This window comes from Streptomyces triticisoli (assembly GCF_003270085.1).
GTDB classification, from domain to species: domain Bacteria; phylum Actinomycetota; class Actinomycetes; order Streptomycetales; family Streptomycetaceae; genus Streptomyces; species Streptomyces triticisoli.
Map to the genome: position 1 here is coordinate 1 of NZ_QFDQ01000014.1, position 19,110 is coordinate 19,110.

Here is a 19,110-nt window from a genome sequence, read left to right on the forward strand (position 1 = left end):
GTCGGCGTCGGCTCGCCCGGCTTCGGCGGCACCCCGCGCTCGCCCGGCTCCGCCGCGGACGCGCTGCCCGCGGCCGACGGCGAGGCCGACGCGGACGGCGACTCGCTGCCCTTCCCCTTCCCCCCGTGCTCGTGCTCGCCGCCTCCGGCGCCACCGGCACGGCCCGCGCCACCACCGGACATCACCCCTCCTCCGCCCGGGGCCTCACCGCCCCGCCGCCCCGCGGAGTGGGACGGCCGGGCCTCGCCGCCGATGTCCTCCCCCACGCTCACGCAACCGGTGACAACGGCCAGGGCGGCGACCGCGGCGGCAAGACGGACCGACACGTACAAGGGGCGCACGGAAAGCCACCTCCGGGATGAAAGACGTCACCGTGCCCAACGCCCTTCACCCACAAGAGGACACGCGACCGGCCCGGACGGGCCTCAGCCGTAACCCAGGGCGTGCAGACGCGCGTCGTCGATCCCGAAATGGTGAGCAATTTCATGCACCACCGTCACCTCGGTCTCCGCGACCACGTCCTCCCGCGTCTCGCACATCCGCAGCGTCGGCCCGCGGTAGATCGTGATCCGGTCGGGCAGCACGCCCGCGTACCACTCGCCACGCTCCGTCAGCGGGGTACCCTCGTACAGCCCGAGCAGCTCGGGATCGTCCGCGGGCGGTTCGTCCTCGACGAACACCGCGACGTTGTCCATCAGCCGCGTCAACTCAGGCGGAATCCGGTCGAGGGCCTCGGCGACCAGTTCCTCGAACTCCTCGCGCGTCATCTCCAGCACAGGGCCATTGTCCGGTACGGCCCCGCCGCCACCGCGCATACACGATCACGGACATGGGCATACGCGACCAATGGCCCGCGTCCCCCTCGCAGACCTGGACCGCACGCACCGCATCATGCATGACATACGCAGAGCAGTACGCGCCCTCACCGACCGCCGGCACCGCTCCCCCCGCCCCCGACCGACCCTCTCCCTGACGTACGTGCCCCGTCCCTGGATCCGCGCCCTGGGCCTGGTCGCCGTCGTCCTCGTCGGCGCCTGGCTGGGTCTGCTGGTCGTCGGCAACGTACGCGTCCCGGTCGGCCCCATGGACACCACCATGGCCCTGCGCCCGTCCCTCAGCGGCGGCACGAAGATCAACGTCTCCCCGCTCGGCGCCCTGGAACTCGACAGCCACAGCGCCCCGGTCCGCCTCGACGTCAACGTCGACCAGCTCGACCCCGGTCGCTCCCAGGCCCTGGTCGACCACCCCGAACGCATCTCCGGCCTCCAGGACGAGATCGTCCACGACGTCGAACACGGCACCCTCGATCTGGCCGTACGGTCCTGCGTCGCCGTGGTCTCCGGCGCCACCGCCCTCGGCCTGGCCGTCTACCGCCGCCCCCGCCGCGCCCTGGCCGCCGGCGGCCTCGCCCTGACCCTGCTCGCCGCGTCCGGGGCGAGCGCGTACGCCACCTGGAACCCGAAATCCGTCCTGGAGCCCAGGTTCTCCGGGCTGCTGTCCTCCGCGCCCTCCGTGGTCGGCAACGCGCGCAGCATCGTCACCGAGTTCGACGTCTACCAGGAGGAACTGGCACGCCTGGTCACCAACGTGACCAAGCTCTACGACGCCACCTCCACGCTCCCCGCCTACTCCCCGGACCCGTCGACCATCCGGGTCCTGCACGTCTCCGACATCCACCTCAACCCGGCGAGCTGGAAGATCATCGCCTCGCTGGTGGAGCAGTACAAGGTGGACGTGATCGTCGACTCCGGCGACACCATGGACCACGGCACCGCCGCGGAGAACGGCTTCCTGGACCCGATCGAGGACCTCGGCGCCCCCTACGTCTGGGTCCGAGGCAACCACGACTCCATGGTCACCCAGCGCTATCTGGAGCGCATGAAGAACGTGCACGTCCTGGACGACGGCCGCGCCGAGACGATCGCGGGTCTGCGCTTCGCCGGCATCGGCGACCCCCAGTTCACCCCCGACCGCTCCGTCACCCCGGGCGGCGACGCCTCTCAGGAGCTGGCGGGCGCCCGGCTGGCCTCCGCGCTGCGCGACCAGCAGGCCAAGGGCACGCCGGTCGACGTCGCCGTCGCCCACGAGCCGGTGGCGGCCCGCGAGACGGACGGCACCGTGCCGCTGGTCCTGAGCGGGCACGTCCACCGCCAGGGCACGAAGGTCCTGAAGTACGGCACCCGGCTGCGTACGGAGGGGTCCACTGGCGGCAGCGGCCTGCGGGCGGTCGAGGGGGAACACCCCGACCCGATCGAGGCGTCGATCCTCTACTTCGACCGCGACAGCCGCCACCTCCAGGCCTGGGACGCGATCAAACTGGGCGGCCTGGGCCAGACGACAGCCGAGGTCAGCCGCCACCTCCCAGAGGGCTGAATCGATCAACGACTCCGCCGCGGGCAACCGGGCGCGGCCCCCTCCCCGTCCGCGACTTTCCCCTCCGGTCCATAAACAGTTTTGGCGATAGCCCACGCAATCCCCTATGCTTTCCACGTCCCCGACGCGCTGAGAAGCGCCCAGGCGGGCCGATAGCCCTCATCGTCTAGCGGCCTAGGACGCCGCCCTTTCAAGGCGGTAGCACGGGTTCGAATCCCGTTGGGGGCACGCAGTACGGTGTGCGACACTTGGCTTCATCGGTTCGCACACAGCCATGGTCCTGTGGAGCAGTTTGGAGTGCTCGCCACCCTGTCAAGGTGGAGGCCGCGGGTTCAAATCCCGTCAGGACCGCTGAGGTTTCACGTGAAACCTCGTGGCTGGGTAGCTCAGTTGGTACGAGCGTCCGCCTGAAAAGCGGAAGGTCGCCGGTTCGACCCCGGCCCCAGCCACCACCCGAAGGCCCCGTCCAGCAGGACGGGGCCTTCGCCGTACGGCGCGCCACACCACCACGGTCCGCTTCCGCCACGGTCAAATGGTTCGCGCGCAATTTCCCCAAGGTGAGATCCTGGATCCCGTATGTCTACGCATCCCGCCCCCGCCCTCGGCGCCCTCGGCTCCCGCCTGAACGAGTTGTCGCTGCGTGACGCGCACCGGCTCGGACGCAGGCTCGAAGGTGCGCGCAAGATTCGCAAGCCGGAGGCGCGTGCCGCCGTTGTCGCCGAGATCGAGGGGGAGGTCGGGAAGGCCGAGGAACGCATGGGCGCCCGGCGGTCCCGGGTGCCGGCGGTTCGCTATCCGGAGCAGTTGCCGGTCAGCCAGAAGAAGGACGAGATCGCGGAGGCCATCCGTGATCACCAGGTCGTCATCGTCGCCGGTGAGACCGGGTCCGGGAAGACCACGCAGATCCCGAAGATCTGCCTGGAGCTCGGACGCGGTGTGCGGGGCATGATCGGGCACACCCAGCCCCGCCGTATCGCGGCCCGTACGGTCGCCGAGCGCGTGGCCGAGGAACTGGACACGCCGCTGGGTGAGGCCGTCGGCTGGAAGGTGCGGTTCACCGACCAGGTGGATCCGGACGCCACCTTCATCAAACTGATGACGGACGGCATCCTGCTCGCGGAGATCCAGACCGACCGCGAACTGCGCGCCTACGACACGATCATCATCGACGAGGCCCACGAGCGGTCGCTCAACATCGACTTCCTGCTCGGGTACCTCGCGCAGTTGCTGCCGAAGCGGCCCGACCTCAAGGTCGTCATCACCTCGGCCACCATCGATCCCGAGCGTTTCTCCCGGCACTTCGACGACGCGCCGATCGTCGAGGTCAGCGGGCGGACGTATCCCGTGGAGGTGCGCTACCGGCCGCTCCTTGAGGAGGACTCCGACGACGCCGACCGGGACCAGATCACCGCGATCACCGATGCCGTCGAGGAGCTGATGGGCGAAGGGTCCGGGGACATCCTCGTCTTCCTCTCCGGGGAGCGGGAGATCCGCGACACGGCCGACGCACTCAACAAGAAGCAGTATCGGTTCACTGAAGTGCTGCCGCTGTACGCACGGCTCTCGCACGCCGAGCAGCACCGTGTCTTCCAGCCGCACACCGGCCGGAGGATCGTGCTGGCGACCAACGTCGCCGAGACCTCCCTCACCGTGCCCGGCATCAAGTACGTCATCGATCCCGGCTTCGCCCGGATCTCCCGGTACAGCCATCGCACCAAGGTGCAGCGGCTGCCGATCGAGCCGGTCTCGCAGGCCAGCGCCAATCAGCGCAAGGGCCGCTGCGGCCGTACGTCCGACGGCATCTGCATCCGGCTGTACTCCGAGGACGACTTCCTTTCCCGGCCGGAGTTCACGGACGCGGAGATCCTGCGCACCAACCTCGCCTCCGTCATCCTGCAGATGACCGCGGCCGGCCTCGGCGACATCGAGAAGTTCCCGTTCATCGACCCTCCGGACCACCGCAACATCCGCGACGGCGTGCAGCTGCTGCAGGAGCTGGGTGCGCTGGACCCGGCGCAGAAGGATCCCCGCAAGCGGCTCACTCAGCTGGGCCGCAGGCTGGCCCAGCTGCCGGTCGACCCGCGGCTGGCCCGGATGGTGCTGGAGGCGGACCGGAACGGCTGTGTCCGCGAGGTCATGGTGATCGCCGCCGCGCTGTCCATCCAGGACCCGCGCGAGCGTCCCGCCGACAAGCAGACCCAGTCCGACCAGCAGCACGCCCGCTTCCGGGACGAGACCAGCGACTTCCTCGCCTACCTCAATCTCTGGCGCTATGTCCGCGAGCAGCAGAAGGAGCGGGGCTCGTCGTCGTTCCGGCGCATGTGCAAGCAGGAGTTCCTGAACTTCCTGCGCATTCGTGAATGGCAGGACATCTACTCCCAGCTGCGCACGGTCGCCAAGCAGATGGGCATCCACCTCAATGACCAGGACGCCCCGGCCGACCGCATCCACGTCTCCCTGCTGGCCGGGCTGCTCTCGCACATCGGCATGAAGGACGTGAAGGAGTCCAAGGACTCGGGGCCGGGCGGCCGTAAGGACGGCGGGCGGAACGAGTACCTGGGCGCCCGCAACGCCAAGTTCGCGATCTTCCCGGGTTCGGCGCTGTTCAAGAAACCGCCGCGGTTCGTGATGTCGGCGGAGCTGGTGGAGACGAGTCGTCTCTGGGCCCGGGTCAACGCGAGGATCGAACCGGAGTGGGTCGAGCCGCTGGCCGGCCATCTCCTCAAGCGGACGTACAGCGAACCGCACTGGGAGAAGGACCAGGCGGCGGTGGTGGCGTACGAGAAGGTCACGCTGTACGGCGTGCCGATCGTCACCCAGCGGAAGGTGAACTACGGGCGGATCGACCCGGAGGTCAGCCGGGAGCTGTTCATCCGCAACGCGCTGGTCGAGGGCGACTGGCGTACGCACCACAAGTTCTTCGCCGACAACCGCAGGCTGCTCAGCGAGGTCGAGGAGCTGGAGCACCGGGCCCGGCGCCGGGACATCGTGGTCGACGACGAGACGCTGTTCGACTTCTACGACCAGCGGGTTCCCGAACACGTCGTCTCCGGCGCCCACTTCGACTCCTGGTGGAAGCGGAAGCGGCAGGAGCAGCCGGACTTCCTGGACTTCGAGCGGGAGATGCTGATCCGGGAGTCGGCGGAGGCGGTCACCAAGGCCGACTATCCGGACTCCTGGCGGCAGGGGAACCTGAAGTTCCGGGTGACGTACCAGTTCGAGCCGGGCACGGACGCGGACGGGGTGACCGTCCACATTCCGCTGCAGGTGCTCAACCAGGTCACCGGCGAGGGCTTCGACTGGCAGATCCCGGGTCTGCGCGAGGAGGTCGTCACCGAGCTGATCCGCTCGCTGCCGAAGCCGGTCCGCCGCAACTACGTGCCCGCGCCGAACTACGCGAAGGCGTTCCTGGAGAAGGCGGTGCCCCTGCAGGAGCCGCTGACGACGACCATGGCGCGTGAGTTGAAGCGGATGGTCGGTGTGCCCTTCGAGGCCGAGGACTTCGACTGGTCCAAGGTCCCCGACCATCTGAGGATCACCTTCCGGATCGTCGACGAGCGGCGCCGGAAGCTGGCCGAGGACAAGGACCTGGAGGCGCTGAAGCTGCAGCTGAAGCCGAAGGCGCGCAAGGCCCTCTCCCAGGCAGCCGCGGCGACCGCCTCGCGCACCGGCGGCGAGTCGCTGGAGCGCGAGGGTCTGACCGACTGGACGATCGGCGCGCTCAGCCGGGTCTTCGAGACCCGTCGGGCCGGTCAGCCGGTGAAGGCGTACCCGGCGCTGGTCGACGACGGCGACACCGTGTCCGTACGGCTCTTCGACACCGAGGCCGAGCAGGCCGAGGCCATGTGGAAGGGGACGCGCCGGCTGATCCTGCGCAACATTCCGGTGAACCCGGCGAAGTTCGCATCCGAAAAGCTGACGAACCAGCAGAAGCTCGCCCTGTCGGCGAATCCGCACGGTTCGATGCAGGCGCTGTTCGACGACTGTGCGACGGCGGCGGCGGACAAGCTGATCGGGGACTTCGGCGGGCCGGTGTGGGACGAGGAGTCGTACCGGAAGCTGTACGACAGGGTGCGCGCCGAGATCGTGGACGTGACCGTACGGACCGTGGGCCAGGTACAGCAGGTGCTGGCCGCCTGGCAGGCCTGTGAGCGCCGCCTGAAGGCCGTACGCAGCCCCGCGCTGCTGCCGAACCTGGCGGATGTGCGGACGCAGCTGGACGGCCTGGTGAAGCCCGGTTTCGTGACGGAGGCGGGGATACGGCGCCTGCCCGACCTGATGCGGTACCTGGTGGCCGCGGACCGGCGTCTGCAGCAGATGCCGACGAACGTCCAGCGGGACACCACGCGCATGGAGAAGGTCCACGACATGCGGGACGAGTACGCGTGGCTGCTCGAGCAGATGCCGCAGGGCCGGCCGGTGCCGTCCTCGGTACTGGACATCCGCTGGATGATCGAGGAGCTGCGGGTCAGCTACTTCGCCCACGCGCTGGGCACGGCGTACCCCGTCTCGGACAAGCGGATCGTGAAGGCGATCGACGCGGAGGTCCCGTGACGGCCCACGCACCCTGAGTGAGTTCGACCAGGCGCCGCGCCTCCTGTACAGTCTCTTCTCGCAGCGCAACGCACCAATGGCGCCGCGAAATCTGGTCCTGTGGAGCAGTTTGGAGTGCTCGCCACCCTGTCAAGGTGGAGGCCGCGGGTTCAAATCCCGTCAGGACCGCAGCAACGGTGAAGGCCCGCATCCGACAACGGAAGCGGGCCTTCACCGTACCCCGGCCCACACAACCCGCCACCCCGTCAAGGCGGAGGCCGCGCCCGCGGCGCAGCCGCAATCGGGCACAGCAAATCCCGTCAGGACCGCAATAACAGCGAAGGGCCGCATCCGACAACGGAGAGCGGGCCTTCGCCGTGTTCCACGGCCCTCAAGGCGGCTCGGTGCGGTTCAGGGTGTCTTGACGGAGTCACATTCCATCGGTACCCAGAGAGGTGGGGCCCCTTCCCGTACGGGCCGCTGGAGGTGGCGTATGACGGCATCGGCCAGGCACGAGACGCGGGCGTTGCTCCGTGCGCACCTCGCGGCCGCCTCGTCGTACCGCCATCTCACTCGCCGCTGTCCTGTCTGCCATCACCTGTTGCGGCTCGCGATGGACAGCGCCCCTCGGACGGCCCCTCAGGGCCCGGAGGACGCGGTCGAGGACGACAGCACTTCCCGTGCGTGAGACGTGAACTCCCTTGCCGGCGTGGGGTGGTGGAAGCGCGGGTTCCACTACCGCAGAGACTCGGCAGGCAACAAGTGTCTCGACATGTGACGGGTGTCACCGCATAAGTTTTTGAAAGTGCGGTATTTACACCCGCCCTACAACCACTCAATTTAATATGTGCAATTGCACCGCTCGGCAGCGGTGCTCCCCGGCCGATCCCCCGAGCCTCCCCAGACTCCGACAAGCCCACTCACGGAGCCACCCGGCAGGCCGCCGCAGGCGCACAAAAAAGATCGCGCTGGACCCGGCGGAGTCCAGCGCGATCGACGACGCACCCTTGTTCACTTGCCTGCAGAGCTCTGACGGCTTGGGCGTGGAGCCTGTTGGGGCAGGCCCCGCGTCGCTTGGAGCTGCGGTTTCGGGCGTCTCGGCCAGTTGGGGGACCAGCCGGTTTGCCCGGTTATCCGGTTGTTCAGGCCTCGCTGCGCTGCTGCGGAATACCCGCCAGCAGTGCGCGAACCTCGGCCTCGCGGTAGCGGCGGTGTCCGCCGAGCGTGCGGATCGACGTGAGCTTGCCGGCCTTCGCCCAGCGCGTGACCGTCTTGGGGTCGACGCGGAACATGGTGGCGACCTCAGCCGGGGTCAGCAGCGGCTCGGCATCAGGGGTGCGAGCGGTCATGAGCGGCCTCCTCGGGAGAACCGACGTTCTCGGTTCTTTCCTCTAAATTCTGCACCTTGACCCGCGTTGCCCGAAATGGCGGACGCGAGTCGAGTCGGTTATAGGACGAACGGCTTGTCCTCGGCACTACAACTACACCATCTGTCCAGCCGCGTCGGCCAAACCGATGGAATTGCCCTCCCAGGTGTTCATCAGCGACGGAAGCCGATGGACCATGCCATAGCGGACAGTCACGCCGCTGTGACGATCAGTCACAGGGCAATCAGGAGTTACCAACCCCCCCAAAGCGTGCAATGCGGAGAGTCCGCCCATGGTGGAGCGTAGCTGGACGGATGGAGCCCTCCCCGGACTCCTTGTCCTATTTTGGCACGAGGAGGGGCATCAGAGGCAAGGGCCTTGTACGTGCGGTCCGTCACCCTTGACACAAACGCCCGGATCGGGCCCTACGTCCCGTCAGCTCCCCGAAATTCCCCTGACGGTACGCCGTTGACGGGCGACTCCACCGTGACCTGCGTCACTCACGCCCGTCACACTCGTCGCGCCCGCCCCACCTGCCGCCCCGTCAGTTCGCCGACCGCCGGTCGCGCACCGCCCGCCAGCGCTCCACGAGCCGCCCGTACGCCTCCCCCGCCGCCGCGCCGTCGCCGAGCCGCAGCGCCTCGATCCCCTCGGCCACGTCGGCGGCCGAGTGGTCGCCCTCCAGCTCGCCGGCCGGCAGCGCGTGCACCAGCCCGCCGTAGTCCAGTTCCACCAGCGAACGCGGGTGGAACTCCTCCAGCCAGCGCCCGACGTCCACCAGACCGTCGATCAGCGGCCCCTCGTCGATGGCGGCCTTCAGTGCCCGCAGCGCCCGCGCCACCCGCCGCCGGGCCTGCACCATCGGCGTGCGGTAACGCAGCACCGCACCGTCGCCGCCGAAACCCGGGGAGCCCTCGGAGCCGCCGCCGCCCTTGACGTACTCCCGCTCCTCGTCGGAGACCAGCACGAACCAGTTCAGCGGCACCTGCCAGGTCGCCGTGCGGATCCAGGGGCGGGCGTCGGGGTTGCCGGCCAGCCAGCGCTCGTAGTCCTGGGTGGCCTGGCGCCGTACGACCGGGGGCAGCACCGCGTCCAGGACGACCTCCGGGAGCTCCTCGGCGAGGTCGCCCAGGGCCTGCCAGCCGCGCAGCCGGGTGCGCCAGGGGCAGACGCAGACCACCCCGTCGACGTCGAGCACGAACGCGTCCCGGCTCTCGTGCACCGGCACCGGCACCGGCGGGGTGGGCAGCAGGTCGGCCAGGGAGCGGCGCAGTTCGTCCTGGTAGGAGGGGCGGTCGGGGCGGCGGGCGTAGCGCTCCCAATGACTGCGCTCCGGCTCCGGGAAGGCGGCCAGCGGCTCGTAGACGCGCAAGTAGGTCGCGTACGGGACGACCACGGAGGACACCTTGGGCACGCCTGCTCCCTCCCCATCGGACCGGGCCCGAAACCCGTCCGGCCCGCGCCCGGGTGGACGGAAAACCACTGCAAATCGTCCCACGCCCGGGTGGGAACGTACTCCGGGGGAGGGTGATCCCGACCACTGCGGGCATGGCGGGGGCGATCAGGGTCTAGTCTCCTGGCACGGCCCCCGCCACCCTCACGAGGGCCTGTTCCCACCCGCCGCTATCTACCCGGGAGTCACCACCGTGACCGACGTGACCAACGGCGTCCTGCACACCCTGTTCCACTCGGAGCAGGGAGGTCATGAGCAAGTCGTGCTGTGTCAGGACCGCGCCAGCGGCCTCAAGGCCGTCATCGCCATCCACTCCACCGCTCTGGGCCCCGCGCTCGGCGGTACGCGTTTCTACCCGTACGCGAACGAGGAGCAGGCCGTCGCCGACGCGCTGAACCTCGCCCGCGGAATGTCGTACAAGAACGCCATGGCCGGCCTCGAGCACGGCGGCGGCAAGGCCGTGATCATCGGCGATCCGGAGCAGATCAAGACCGAGGAGCTGCTGCTCGCCTACGGGCGGTTCGTGGCCTCGCTCGGCGGGCGGTACGTCACCGCGTGCGACGTCGGCACGTATGTCACCGACATGGACGTGGTGGCGCGCGAGTGCCGCTGGACGACCGGCCGCTCGCCCGAGAACGGCGGTGCGGGCGACTCCTCGGTGCTGACCTCCTTCGGTGTCTACCAGGGCATGCGGGCCGCGGCCCAGCACCTGTGGGGCGACCCGTCGCTGCGCGACCGCAGGGTCGGCGTCGCGGGCGTCGGCAAGGTCGGGCACCACCTCGTGGAGCACCTGCTCAAGGAGGGCGCCCAGGTCATGATCACCGACGTACGGGAGGAGGCCGTACGGCGCGTCGCCGACCGGCACCCGTCCGTGACCGTGGCGGCCGACACCGACGCGCTGATCCGGACGGAGGGACTGGACGTCTACGCCCCCTGCGCGCTCGGCGGCGCCCTGGACGACGACACCGTGCCGGTGCTGACCGCCAAGGTGGTGTGCGGCGCGGCCAACAACCAGCTCGCCCACCCGGGCGTGGAGAAGGACCTGGCGGACCGCTCGATCCTCTACGCGCCGGACTACGTGGTGAACGCCGGCGGTGTCATCCAGGTGGCCGACGAGCTGCACGGCTTCGACTTCGACCGGTGCAAGGCGAAGGCCGCGGAGATCTTCGACACCACGCTCGCCATATTCGCACGTGCGAAGAAGGACGGGATTCCGCCGGCCGCTGCCGCCGACCGGATCGCGGAGCAGCGGATGACGGAGGCGCGGGCCGCCCGCTGAGGGCGCGGGGGATTCGCTCATGTGTGCGGTACCTGCCGGTGGAGGGGTGGAGAGAACCGTCACTTCCACCGGCGGGTCGTCCGCCGATAAGTGGCTAAAATCGCCGCTGACCTGCGAGAACAGGGTGTCTCAACGGTCCTGTGCACACCCGCGTCCGGTGGGCGACGTACCGTATGGGCGCGGGCTCAGGTACCGTGGAAGCCCTACGGACCGGCCTCTCCACGGAGAGCCCGTTCCGGATCATGAACGCGTGTCAGACTCTGGGGCCGTTGAGCCCCGTCGTTGAGGGGGTCGAGCCATGGGGCGCGGCCGGGCCAAGGCCAAGCAGACGAAGGTCGCCCGCCAGCTGAAGTACAACAGCGGTGGGACGGACCTCTCACGCCTGGCCAAGGAGCTGGGCGCATCGACGTCGAACCAGTCACCGAAGGGCGACCGCTTCGAGGACGATGATCACGACGACCTGTACGCACGGTACGCCGATCTGTACGAGGACGACGACGAGGACGAGGAGGATGACTCCTCCTCACGGCAACACCGCCGCGGTGCGTAACGCCCGCGGCGACTCAGCCGTCTCTCATCGCGTGCCGTAGGCATCGCACCTCACCCGGTCCGGGGCTCACGCACCGGACCGGGTTTCGTGCTGCCGATCCCGACCGGTACCGACCACAGCCGGCCGACGCCGCACGGTTCCGGTCGGCCGACGCCGACCGGGCGCGGGCGGCCGGTCCGTGCTGGACCCGGGCCGTCGCCGGGTGCTGATTACGGGCGGCCGGTCCGTGCTGGCCGTAGGGCACGCTCACGCGTGGTCTCCCACCAGGGCCGCGCCTGTGGTGTGGCCGCCGCGGTCGGTGATCTCGCCGGCCACCCAGGCGTCGACGCCGCGGTCGGCCAGGGTGGCGAGGGCCACGTCGGTCGACTCCTCGGGCACGATCGCGAGCATTCCGACGCCCATGTTGAGCGTCTTCTCCAGCTCCAGCCGCTCGACGTCGCCACTCCTCCCGACGAGGCCGAAGACGGGGGCCGGGGTCCAGGTGGCGCGGTCGACCACGGCGTGCAGACCGTCCGGGACCACCCGGGCCAGGTTGGCGGCGAGCCCGCCGCCGGTGACGTGGCTGAAGGCGTGCACCTCGGTGGTGCGGAGCAGCGCCAGGCAGTCCAGCGAGTAGATCCTGGTCGGCTCGAGCAGCTCCTCGCCGAGGGTGCGGCCGAGGTCCTCGATGTGCGCGTCCAGCGACAGACCGGCCCGGTCCAGCAGCACGTGCCGGACCAGGGAGTATCCGTTGGAGTGAAGACCGGAGGACGCCATGGCGATCACCGCGTCCCCCTTGCGGACACGGTCCGCGCCGAGCAGCCGATCGGCCTCCACGACGCCCGTACCGGCGCCGGCGACGTCGAAGTCGTCCTCGCCGAGCAGCCCCGGGTGTTCGGCCGTCTCGCCGCCGACCAGGGCGCAGCCGGCCAGCACACAGCCCTCGGCGATGCCCTTGACGAGGGCGGCGACCCGCTCGGGGTGCACCTTGCCGACGCAGATGTAGTCGGTCATGAACAGCGGCTCGGCGCCGCACACCACGATGTCGTCCATGACCATGGCGACCAGGTCGTGGCCGATCGTGTCGTAGACGCCCATCCGGCGGGCGACGTCGACCTTCGTGCCGACGCCGTCCGTGGCGGAGGCGAGCAGCGGGCGCTCGTAGCGCTTGAGGGCGGAGGCGTCGAAGAGCCCGGCGAAGCCGCCGAGGCCGCCGAGCACCTCGGGGCGCCGGGCCTTCTTCACCCACTCCTTCATGAGCTCTACGGCGCGGTCGCCCGCCTCGATGTCGACGCCGGCGCTCGCGTAGCTGGCGCCAGTGGTCTCGGAAGACATGACCTTGGGTACCTCGTGTCGTCTGCGGGCTTACGGGCGGCGGATCGCGTCGTCCGCGGCCGTGGCGGAGGGGCCGGCGGCCAGCTCGGTCTCCAGCAGCTGCTTGCCGAGCAGCTCGGGGTCGGGGAGTTCCATCGGGTACTCACCGTCGAAGCAGGCGCGGCACAGGTTGGGCTTGGCGATGGTGGTCGCCTCGATCATGCCGTCGAGGGAGATGTACGCCAGCGAGTCGGCGCCCAGCGAGGTGCCGATCTCCTCGATGGTCATGCCGTTGGCGATGAGTTCGGCGCGGGTGGCGAAGTCGATGCCGAAGAAGCAGGGCCACTTCACCGGCGGGGAGGAGATCCGGATGTGCACCTCGGCCGCGCCGGCCTCGCGCAGCATCCGCACCAGCGCCCGCTGGGTGTTGCCGCGCACGATGGAGTCGTCGACGACGACCAGGCGCTTGCCCTTGATGACTTCCTTCAGCGGGTTCAGCTTCAGGCGGATGCCGAGCTGGCGGATGGTCTGCGAGGGCTGGATGAAGGTGCGGCCGACGTAGGCGTTCTTCACCAGGCCGCTGCCGAAGGGGATGCCGGAGGCCTCCGCGTAGCCGATGGCGGCGGGGGTGCCGGACTCGGGGGTCGCTATGACGAGGTCGGCCTCGGCCGGGGCCTCCTTCGCCAGTCGGCGGCCCATCTCGACGCGGGAGAGGTAGACGTTCCGGCCGGCGATGTCGGTGTCGGGGCGGGCCAGGTAGACGTACTCGAAGACACAGCCCTTGGGCTTCGCTTCCGCGAATCGGGAGCTGCGCAGACCGTTCTCGTCGATGGCGATGAACTCGCCCGGTTCCATTTCCCGCACGAAGCTCGCGCCGGTGATGTCCAGGGCGGCGGTCTCCGAGGCGACGACCCAGCCGCGTTCGAGGCGGCCGAGGACCAGCGGGCGGATGCCCTGCGGGTCGCGGGCGGCGTAGAGGGTGTGCTCGTCCATGAAGGCGAGGCTGAAGGCGCCCCTGATCTGCGGGAGGACGATGTGGGCCGCCTCCTCGACGGTCAGCGGCTTGCCGTCCTCGTCGACCTGGGCGGCCAGCAGGGCCGTGAGCAGGTCGGTGTCGTTGGTGGCGGCGACCCGGGCCGAGCGGCCGTTCGTGTCCTTGGGCAGCTCGGCGACCATCTCGGCGAGCTGGGCGGTGTTGACCAGGTTGCCGTTGTGGCCGAGCGCGATGGAGCCGTGCGCGGTGGCGCGGAACGTCGGCTGGGCGTTCTCCCACACGGAGGCGCCGGTGGTCGAGTAGCGGGCGTGGCCGACCGCGATGTGCCCCTGCAGGGAACCGAGCGAGGTCTCGTCGAAGACCTGGGAGACCAGGCCCATGTCCTTGAAGACGAGGATCTGGGAGCCGTTGCTGACCGCGATGCCCGCGGATTCCTGGCCCCGATGCTGGAGGGCGTACAGCCCGAAGTACGTGAGCTTTGCGACCTCTTCGCCCGGAGCCCAGACACCGAAGACGCCGCATGCGTCCTGGGGGCCTTTCTCACCGGGGAGCAGATCGTGATTGAGTCGACCGTCACCACGTGGCACGGCACCGAGTGTAGGCGAGGTCGACCACTGGTCCGAATTGGGGAGTGCCCGCAAGGGCGCGGCCGCAGTGGGTCACGCGCGCGTGTCCGCGGGCGTTCCTGCCGGCGTCTTCGCTGTTCAGAGGGGTGGGCAGGAGCAACGACCGGGTGGTGGGCCGCATTCCTCGAAGTGGCGCGGCGGCCTGGTGCGTGGACGTACGAGTGAGGTGTCGCACATCATTCGGCCTCCGGACGGCCGCTCACGCCATCAGCGGCAGCAGTCCCGAGAGATCCGCCCGCTCCCCGCTCGCGCTCACCTTCGCCGCCTCGAGGGCGTCCGCCCAGGCGAGCCGTCCGGTCGCGAGGCGCAGCCAGGTCAGCGGGTCGGTCTCGACGACGTTGGGCGGGGTGCCGCGGGTGTGCCGGGGGCCCTCGACGCACTGCACGACGGCGTACGGCGGGATCCGCACCTCGGTCGAGCCGCCGGGCGCCCTCGCGGCGAGCACGTCGGCGAGCAGGCGGGTGGCGGTGGCGAGGGCCTGCCGGTCGTACGGGACCTCCAGGCCGGGCACGGCGGCGTTCAGGTCGTCGGTGTGGACGACGAGTTCGATGGTGCGGGTGACCAGGTGGTCGGTGAGGGTCATGGCACCGGCGCGCGTGGCGAGGAGGCGGGTGTGCGGGGCGGTGGCGAGGTGCCGGGCCAGGTCCTCCTCGGTACGGGCGCACAGGGCGTCGAGGTCGGGGTTCGCCCCGGCGAGGTCCCGGGCGCCCTCGGCGATGGCGTCGGCGTGGGCGGCGGTCGCCGACGGGTAGTCCAGCGGCGCGAGTCCGGGCTTCGCCGGTTCGTCCCGCTCCAGGGCCCGGCCGACGCTCGCGACGGTCGCGGCGAGGTGCGCGACCAGCTCCCGTACGGTCCAGTCGCCGAGGCGCGTGGGCAGGGCGAGGTGCCGCTCGTCCAGGGCGTGTACCGCTTGCCGTACGTTCCCGAACTGGGCGAGCACGGCTCCACGGGTCCTGGCGGGGTCATAGATCCGGGTGCGCTTCTTGGCCGACGGCATGACGGTGAGCCTATGCCAGTCGTGCGAAGGCCCCGGCCGTACCGGCGGCCGGGACCTTCACTGTCGTACGGCGGGTTACGCGAGCAGCGCCGGGATCGTGGCCTCGTGGGCCTCGCGCAGCTCGGTGAGCGTCAGCTCGAACGCGCCCTGGACCTCGACGGTGTCGCCGTCCACGACGCCGATGCGGGTGACGGGCAGACCGCGGGCGCCGCACATGTCGTTGAAGCGGACCTCCTCGGAGCGCGGCACGGCGACGATCGCGCGGCCGGCCGACTCGGAGAGGAGGAAGGTGAACGCGTCCAGGCCGTCCGGCACGACCAGACGCGCGCCCTTGCCGCCCAGCAGCGCGGACTCCACGACCGCCTGGATCAGGCCGCCGTCGGACAGGTCGTGCGCGGAGTCGATCATTCCGTCGCGGGAGGCGGCGATCAGGATCTCGGCGAGCAGGCGCTCACGCTCCAGGTCGACCTTCGGGGGCAGGCCGCCGAGGTGGTCGTGGACCACCTGCGACCAGGCCGAACCGCCGAACTCCTCGCGGGTGTCGCCGAGGAGGTACAGCAGCTGGCCCTCCTCCTGGAAGGCCATCGGCGTACGGCGGGACACGTCGTCGATCACGCCGAGGACCGCCACGACCGGCGTCGGGTGGATCGCCGTCTCGCCCGTCTGGTTGTAGAGCGAGACGTTGCCGCCGGTCACCGGCGTCCCGAGCTGCAGGCAGCCGTCCGCCAGGCCGCGTACGGCCTCCGCGAACTGCCACATCACCGCCGGGTCCTCGGGCGAGCCGAAGTTCAGGCAGTCGGAGACGGCGAGCGGCTTCGCGCCCGTGGTGGCCACGTTGCGGTACGCCTCCGCCAGCGCCAGCTGGGCGCCCGTGTACGGGTCGAGCTTGGCGTAGCGGCCGTTGCCGTCGGTCGCGATGGCGACGCCGAGGCCGGTCTCCTCGTCGATGCGGATCATGCCGGAGTCCTCGGGCATGGCGAGGACGGTGTTGCCCTGCACGAAGTGGTCGTACTGCTGGGTGATCCACTTCTTGGACGCCTGGTTCGGGGACGCCACCAGCTTCAGGACTTGGTCCTTCAGCTCCTCGGACGTCTGCGGGCGCGGCAGCTTGCCCGCGTCGTCGGCCTGCAGGGCGTCCTGCCACTCCGGGCGGGCGTACGGGCGCTCGTAGACCGGGCCCTCGTGCGCGACCGTGCGCGGGTCCACGTCGACGATCTTGCCGCCGTGCCAGTAGATCTCCAGGCGGTCGCCGTCGGTCACCTCGCCGATGACGGTGGCGATGACGTCCCACTTCTCGCAGATCTCCAGGAAGCGGTCGACCTTCTCCGGCTCGACGACCGCGCACATGCGTTCCTGCGACTCGCTCATGAGGATTTCCTCGGGAGACAGGGTCGAGTCACGCAGGGGGACGTCGTCCAGGGTCACGCGCATGCCGCCGGAGCCGTTGGAGGCGAGCTCGGACGTGGCACAGGACAGACCGGCCGCGCCGAGGTCCTGGATGCCGACGACCAGCTTCTCGGCGAAGGCCTCCAGGGTGCACTCGATGAGCAGCTTCTCCTGGAAGGGGTCGCCGACCTGGACGGCGGGGCGCTTGCTCGGCTTCGCGTCGTCGAAGGTCTCGCTCGCCAGGATCGACGCGCCGCCGATGCCGTCGCCGCCCGTGCGGGCCCCGTACAGGATGACCTTGTTGCCCGTGCCCGAGGCCTTCGCGAGGTGGATGTCCTCGTGCCGCATCACGCCGATGCAGCCGGCGTTGACCAGCGGGTTGCCCTGGTAACAGGCGTCGAAGACGACCTCGCCGCCGATGTTGGGCAGGCCCAGGCAGTTGCCGTAGCCGCCGATGCCGGCGACGACACCCGGCAGCACCCGCTTGGTGTCGGGGTGGTCGGCGGCGCCGAAGCGCAGGGGGTCGACCACGGCCACCGGACGCGCGCCCATCGCGATGATGTCGCGCACGATGCCGCCGACGCCGGTCGCCGCGCCCTGGTAGGGCTCGACGTAGGAGGGGTGGTTGTGCGACTCCACCTTGAAGGTGACGGCGTAGCCCTGGCCGACGTCCACGACGCCGGCGTTCTCGCCGATGCCGACGAGGAGTACGTCGTTCTCGGGGGTCTTCTCGCCGAACTGGCGGAGGTGGACCTTGGAGGACTTGTACGAGCAGTGCTCGGACCACATCACGGAGTACATGGCGAGCTCGGCGCCGGTCGGGCGGCGGCCCAGGATCTCCACGATCCGCTCGTACTCGTCCTTCGTCAGGCCGAGTTCGGCCCAGGGCAGCTCGACGTCGGGGGTCGCGGCCGCGTGCTCGACCGTGTCCAGAGGCGTCCTGCTCATGCGGTGACCAGCTTCTTGAGGATCGAGGTGAAGAACGGCAGGCCGTCGGTGCGACCGGTGCCGATCAGTGACTCGGTGGCGTGCTCGGGGTGCGGCATGAGGCCCACGACGTTGCCGGCCTCGTTGGTGATGCCCGCGATGTCCCGCAGCGAGCCGTTCGGATTGCCGTATCCCTCAGCGGCTTCACCGCGGACGAGGTACCGGAAGGCGACCTGGCCCTCCGCCTCCAGCTTGTCGAGCGTGTACTCGTCGGCGACGTACCGGCCGTCCATGTTCTTCAGCGGGATGCTGATCTCCTGGCCGACGGTGTAGTCGCTGGTCCAGGCCGTCTCCGCGTTCTCCACCCGCAGCTTCTGGTCGCGGCAGATGAAGTGGAGGTGGTCGTTGCCGAGCATCGCGCCCGGGAGGAGGTGGGCTTCGGTGAGGAGCTGGAAGCCGTTGCAGATGCCGAGGACCGGCAGTCCGGCCTTCGCCTGCTCGATGAGGGCCCCCATCACCGGCGAGAAGCGGGCGATGGCGCCGGCCCGCAGGTAGTCGCCGTAGGAGAAACCGCCGGGCAGGACGACCGCGTCGACCTGCTTGAGGTCCTTGTCCTTGTGCCAGAGGACGACCGGTTCGGCGCCCGCCAGGCGGATCGCGCGCTGAGTGTCCCGGTCGTCGAGGCTGCCCGGGAAAGTGACGACGCCAATGCGAGCGGTCACTTCACGGCCTCCGCGACTACGTCATCGGACTCGACCCTGACGGTGAAGTCCTCGATCACGGTGTTGGCGAGGAAGGATTCGGCAAGATCGTGAATGCGGGCGAGGGCGGCCTCGTCGACCGGCCCGTCCACTTCCAGTTCGAATCGCTTTCCCTGACGTACGTCGGAGATGCCGTCGAAACCCAGCCGCGGCAGTGCGCGCTGCACCGCCTGGCCCTGGGGGTCGAGGATCTCCGGCTTGAGCATGACGTCGACTACGACGCGTGCCACTGGCACTCCCGGTGTGTGGTGCTGAGCAGGTCCCTTCAGACTACCCGCCCAAAATTTCTACGCGGGTAGTCTCGTAGGAAGCTACGTGACGACCATCACGGTCCCGCATCGATGGGAGGTCTTCGTGAAAAGTTCTGGGAAAGTTCCGAGTCCCTGCCGGATCCGGTATTGCCTGAGGACACGCGGACAGATTTAGTCGGGCTTCCCCTTGCAATGCCCGGCACTGTACAAATGAATTGGCAGTAGCCGATACTTTTCCCGATAACAGCCGAACAGTCGGCATCCGGCGAACATCTCGGCACGTCATGCGCACCATGTGTGCGGCATGACGGAGCAGATGA

General features: G+C 69.6%; 14 protein-coding genes, 4 tRNA genes and 1 pseudogene. 9 read left to right on the forward strand and 10 right to left on the reverse strand.

Going from position 1 to position 19,110, the window contains the following annotated elements; all coding sequences use genetic code 11:
• Window positions 1–341 (reverse strand): annotated as a pseudogene (locus DEP02_RS03115) (hypothetical protein); the annotation flags it as partial.
• An 84-nt stretch (window positions 342–425) separates the two neighbouring features.
• Window positions 426–776, reverse strand: coding sequence for a metallopeptidase family protein (locus DEP02_RS03120; protein ID WP_110629035.1), 351 nt, complete (start codon window positions 774–776; stop codon window positions 426–428).
• Between the two features lie 70 nt (window positions 777–846).
• Here DEP02_RS03120 and DEP02_RS03125 point away from each other — a divergent pair, with 70 nt between their 5' ends.
• The 7 genes from DEP02_RS03125 (at window position 847) to DEP02_RS34300 (ending at window position 7,594) form a co-directional block, all read left to right on the forward strand.
• On the forward strand, window positions 847–2,373 hold the full coding sequence (locus DEP02_RS03125) for a metallophosphoesterase family protein (RefSeq protein ID WP_112465778.1): 1,527 nt from the start codon (window positions 847–849) through the stop codon (window positions 2,371–2,373).
• Window positions 2,374–2,528: 155 nt separating this feature from the next.
• Window positions 2,529–2,601, forward strand: a tRNA-Glu gene (locus tag DEP02_RS03130).
• Window positions 2,602–2,649: 48 nt separating this feature from the next.
• A tRNA-Asp gene (locus DEP02_RS03135) sits at window positions 2,650–2,724 on the forward strand.
• Between the two features lie 24 nt (window positions 2,725–2,748).
• A tRNA-Phe gene (locus DEP02_RS03140) sits at window positions 2,749–2,825 on the forward strand.
• 124 nt (window positions 2,826–2,949) lie between these two features.
• A complete protein-coding gene (gene hrpA / locus DEP02_RS03145) occupies window positions 2,950–6,927 on the forward strand; it encodes an ATP-dependent RNA helicase HrpA (protein WP_112465779.1) in 3,978 nt (1,325 codons plus the stop codon).
• A gap of 93 nt (window positions 6,928–7,020) precedes the next feature.
• Window positions 7,021–7,095 (forward strand) — tRNA-Asp (locus DEP02_RS03150).
• A 304-nt stretch (window positions 7,096–7,399) separates the two neighbouring features.
• Complete coding sequence (locus DEP02_RS34300; RefSeq protein ID WP_112465780.1) at window positions 7,400–7,594, forward strand: DUF6274 family protein; 195 nt, start codon at window positions 7,400–7,402, stop codon at window positions 7,592–7,594.
• Window positions 7,595–8,048: 454 nt separating this feature from the next.
• Here DEP02_RS34300 and bldC read toward each other — a convergent pair whose 3' ends face one another.
• Window positions 8,049–8,255, reverse strand: coding sequence for a developmental transcriptional regulator BldC (bldC, locus tag DEP02_RS03160; protein WP_003949541.1), 207 nt, complete (start codon window positions 8,253–8,255; stop codon window positions 8,049–8,051).
• A 562-nt stretch (window positions 8,256–8,817) separates the two neighbouring features.
• Window positions 8,818–9,687, reverse strand: coding sequence for a DUF8083 family protein (locus tag DEP02_RS03165; RefSeq protein ID WP_112465781.1), 870 nt, complete (start codon window positions 9,685–9,687; stop codon window positions 8,818–8,820).
• Between the two features lie 232 nt (window positions 9,688–9,919).
• Here DEP02_RS03165 and DEP02_RS03170 point away from each other — a divergent pair, with 232 nt between their 5' ends.
• On the forward strand, window positions 9,920–11,005 hold the full coding sequence (locus DEP02_RS03170; RefSeq protein ID WP_112465782.1) for a Leu/Phe/Val dehydrogenase: 1,086 nt from the start codon (window positions 9,920–9,922) through the stop codon (window positions 11,003–11,005).
• A 298-nt stretch (window positions 11,006–11,303) separates the two neighbouring features.
• Window positions 11,304–11,555: a DUF3073 domain-containing protein gene (locus tag DEP02_RS03175; RefSeq protein WP_112465783.1), complete on the forward strand. Its 252-nt coding sequence runs from the start codon at window positions 11,304–11,306 to the stop codon at window positions 11,553–11,555.
• A 246-nt stretch (window positions 11,556–11,801) separates the two neighbouring features.
• On the opposite strand, the gene purM is transcribed toward DEP02_RS03175, so the two are convergent.
• From purM to purS, 6 genes are all read right to left on the reverse strand, one after another.
• Window positions 11,802–12,869, reverse strand: a complete 1,068-nt coding sequence (purM, locus tag DEP02_RS03180) for a phosphoribosylformylglycinamidine cyclo-ligase (protein ID WP_112465784.1) — start codon at window positions 12,867–12,869, stop codon at window positions 11,802–11,804.
• A gap of 30 nt (window positions 12,870–12,899) precedes the next feature.
• On the reverse strand, window positions 12,900–14,429 hold the full coding sequence (gene purF / locus DEP02_RS03185) for an amidophosphoribosyltransferase (RefSeq protein WP_112465785.1): 1,530 nt from the start codon (window positions 14,427–14,429) through the stop codon (window positions 12,900–12,902).
• A gap of 238 nt (window positions 14,430–14,667) precedes the next feature.
• Complete coding sequence (locus tag DEP02_RS03190; RefSeq protein ID WP_112465786.1) at window positions 14,668–15,465, reverse strand: maleylpyruvate isomerase family mycothiol-dependent enzyme; 798 nt, start codon at window positions 15,463–15,465, stop codon at window positions 14,668–14,670.
• A 75-nt stretch (window positions 15,466–15,540) separates the two neighbouring features.
• Window positions 15,541–17,799: a phosphoribosylformylglycinamidine synthase subunit PurL gene (gene purL / locus DEP02_RS03195; protein ID WP_112465787.1), complete on the reverse strand. Its 2,259-nt coding sequence runs from the start codon at window positions 17,797–17,799 to the stop codon at window positions 15,541–15,543.
• Window positions 17,796–18,500 (reverse strand): phosphoribosylformylglycinamidine synthase subunit PurQ, encoded by a 705-nt coding sequence (gene purQ, locus DEP02_RS03200; RefSeq protein ID WP_112465788.1) that lies wholly within the window; start codon window positions 18,498–18,500, stop codon window positions 17,796–17,798. The genes purL and purQ overlap by 4 nt, the downstream gene beginning before the upstream one ends.
• Entirely contained in the window at window positions 18,497–18,769 is a 273-nt protein-coding gene (purS, locus tag DEP02_RS03205; RefSeq protein ID WP_112465789.1) for a phosphoribosylformylglycinamidine synthase subunit PurS, read from the reverse strand. The genes purQ and purS overlap by 4 nt, the downstream gene beginning before the upstream one ends.
• Window positions 18,770–19,110 lie beyond the last annotated feature (341 nt).

Coding starts and splice junctions, on each gene's coding strand:
- DEP02_RS03190 (WP_112465786.1), bottom strand. CDS start 15,465: ATGCCGTCGGCCAAGAAGCGCACCCGGATCTATGACCCCGCCAGGACC.
- purL (WP_112465787.1), bottom strand. CDS start 17,799: ATGAGCAGGACGCCTCTGGACACGGTCGAGCACGCGGCCGCGACCCCC.
- DEP02_RS34300 (WP_112465780.1), top strand. CDS start 7,400: ATGACGGCATCGGCCAGGCACGAGACGCGGGCGTTGCTCCGTGCGCAC.
- purM (WP_112465784.1), bottom strand. CDS start 12,869: ATGTCTTCCGAGACCACTGGCGCCAGCTACGCGAGCGCCGGCGTCGAC.
- bldC (WP_003949541.1), bottom strand. CDS start 8,255: ATGACCGCTCGCACCCCTGATGCCGAGCCGCTGCTGACCCCGGCTGAG.
- DEP02_RS03125 (WP_112465778.1), top strand. CDS start 847: ATGGCCCGCGTCCCCCTCGCAGACCTGGACCGCACGCACCGCATCATG.
- hrpA (WP_112465779.1), top strand. CDS start 2,950: ATGTCTACGCATCCCGCCCCCGCCCTCGGCGCCCTCGGCTCCCGCCTG.
- DEP02_RS03175 (WP_112465783.1), top strand. CDS start 11,304: ATGGGGCGCGGCCGGGCCAAGGCCAAGCAGACGAAGGTCGCCCGCCAG.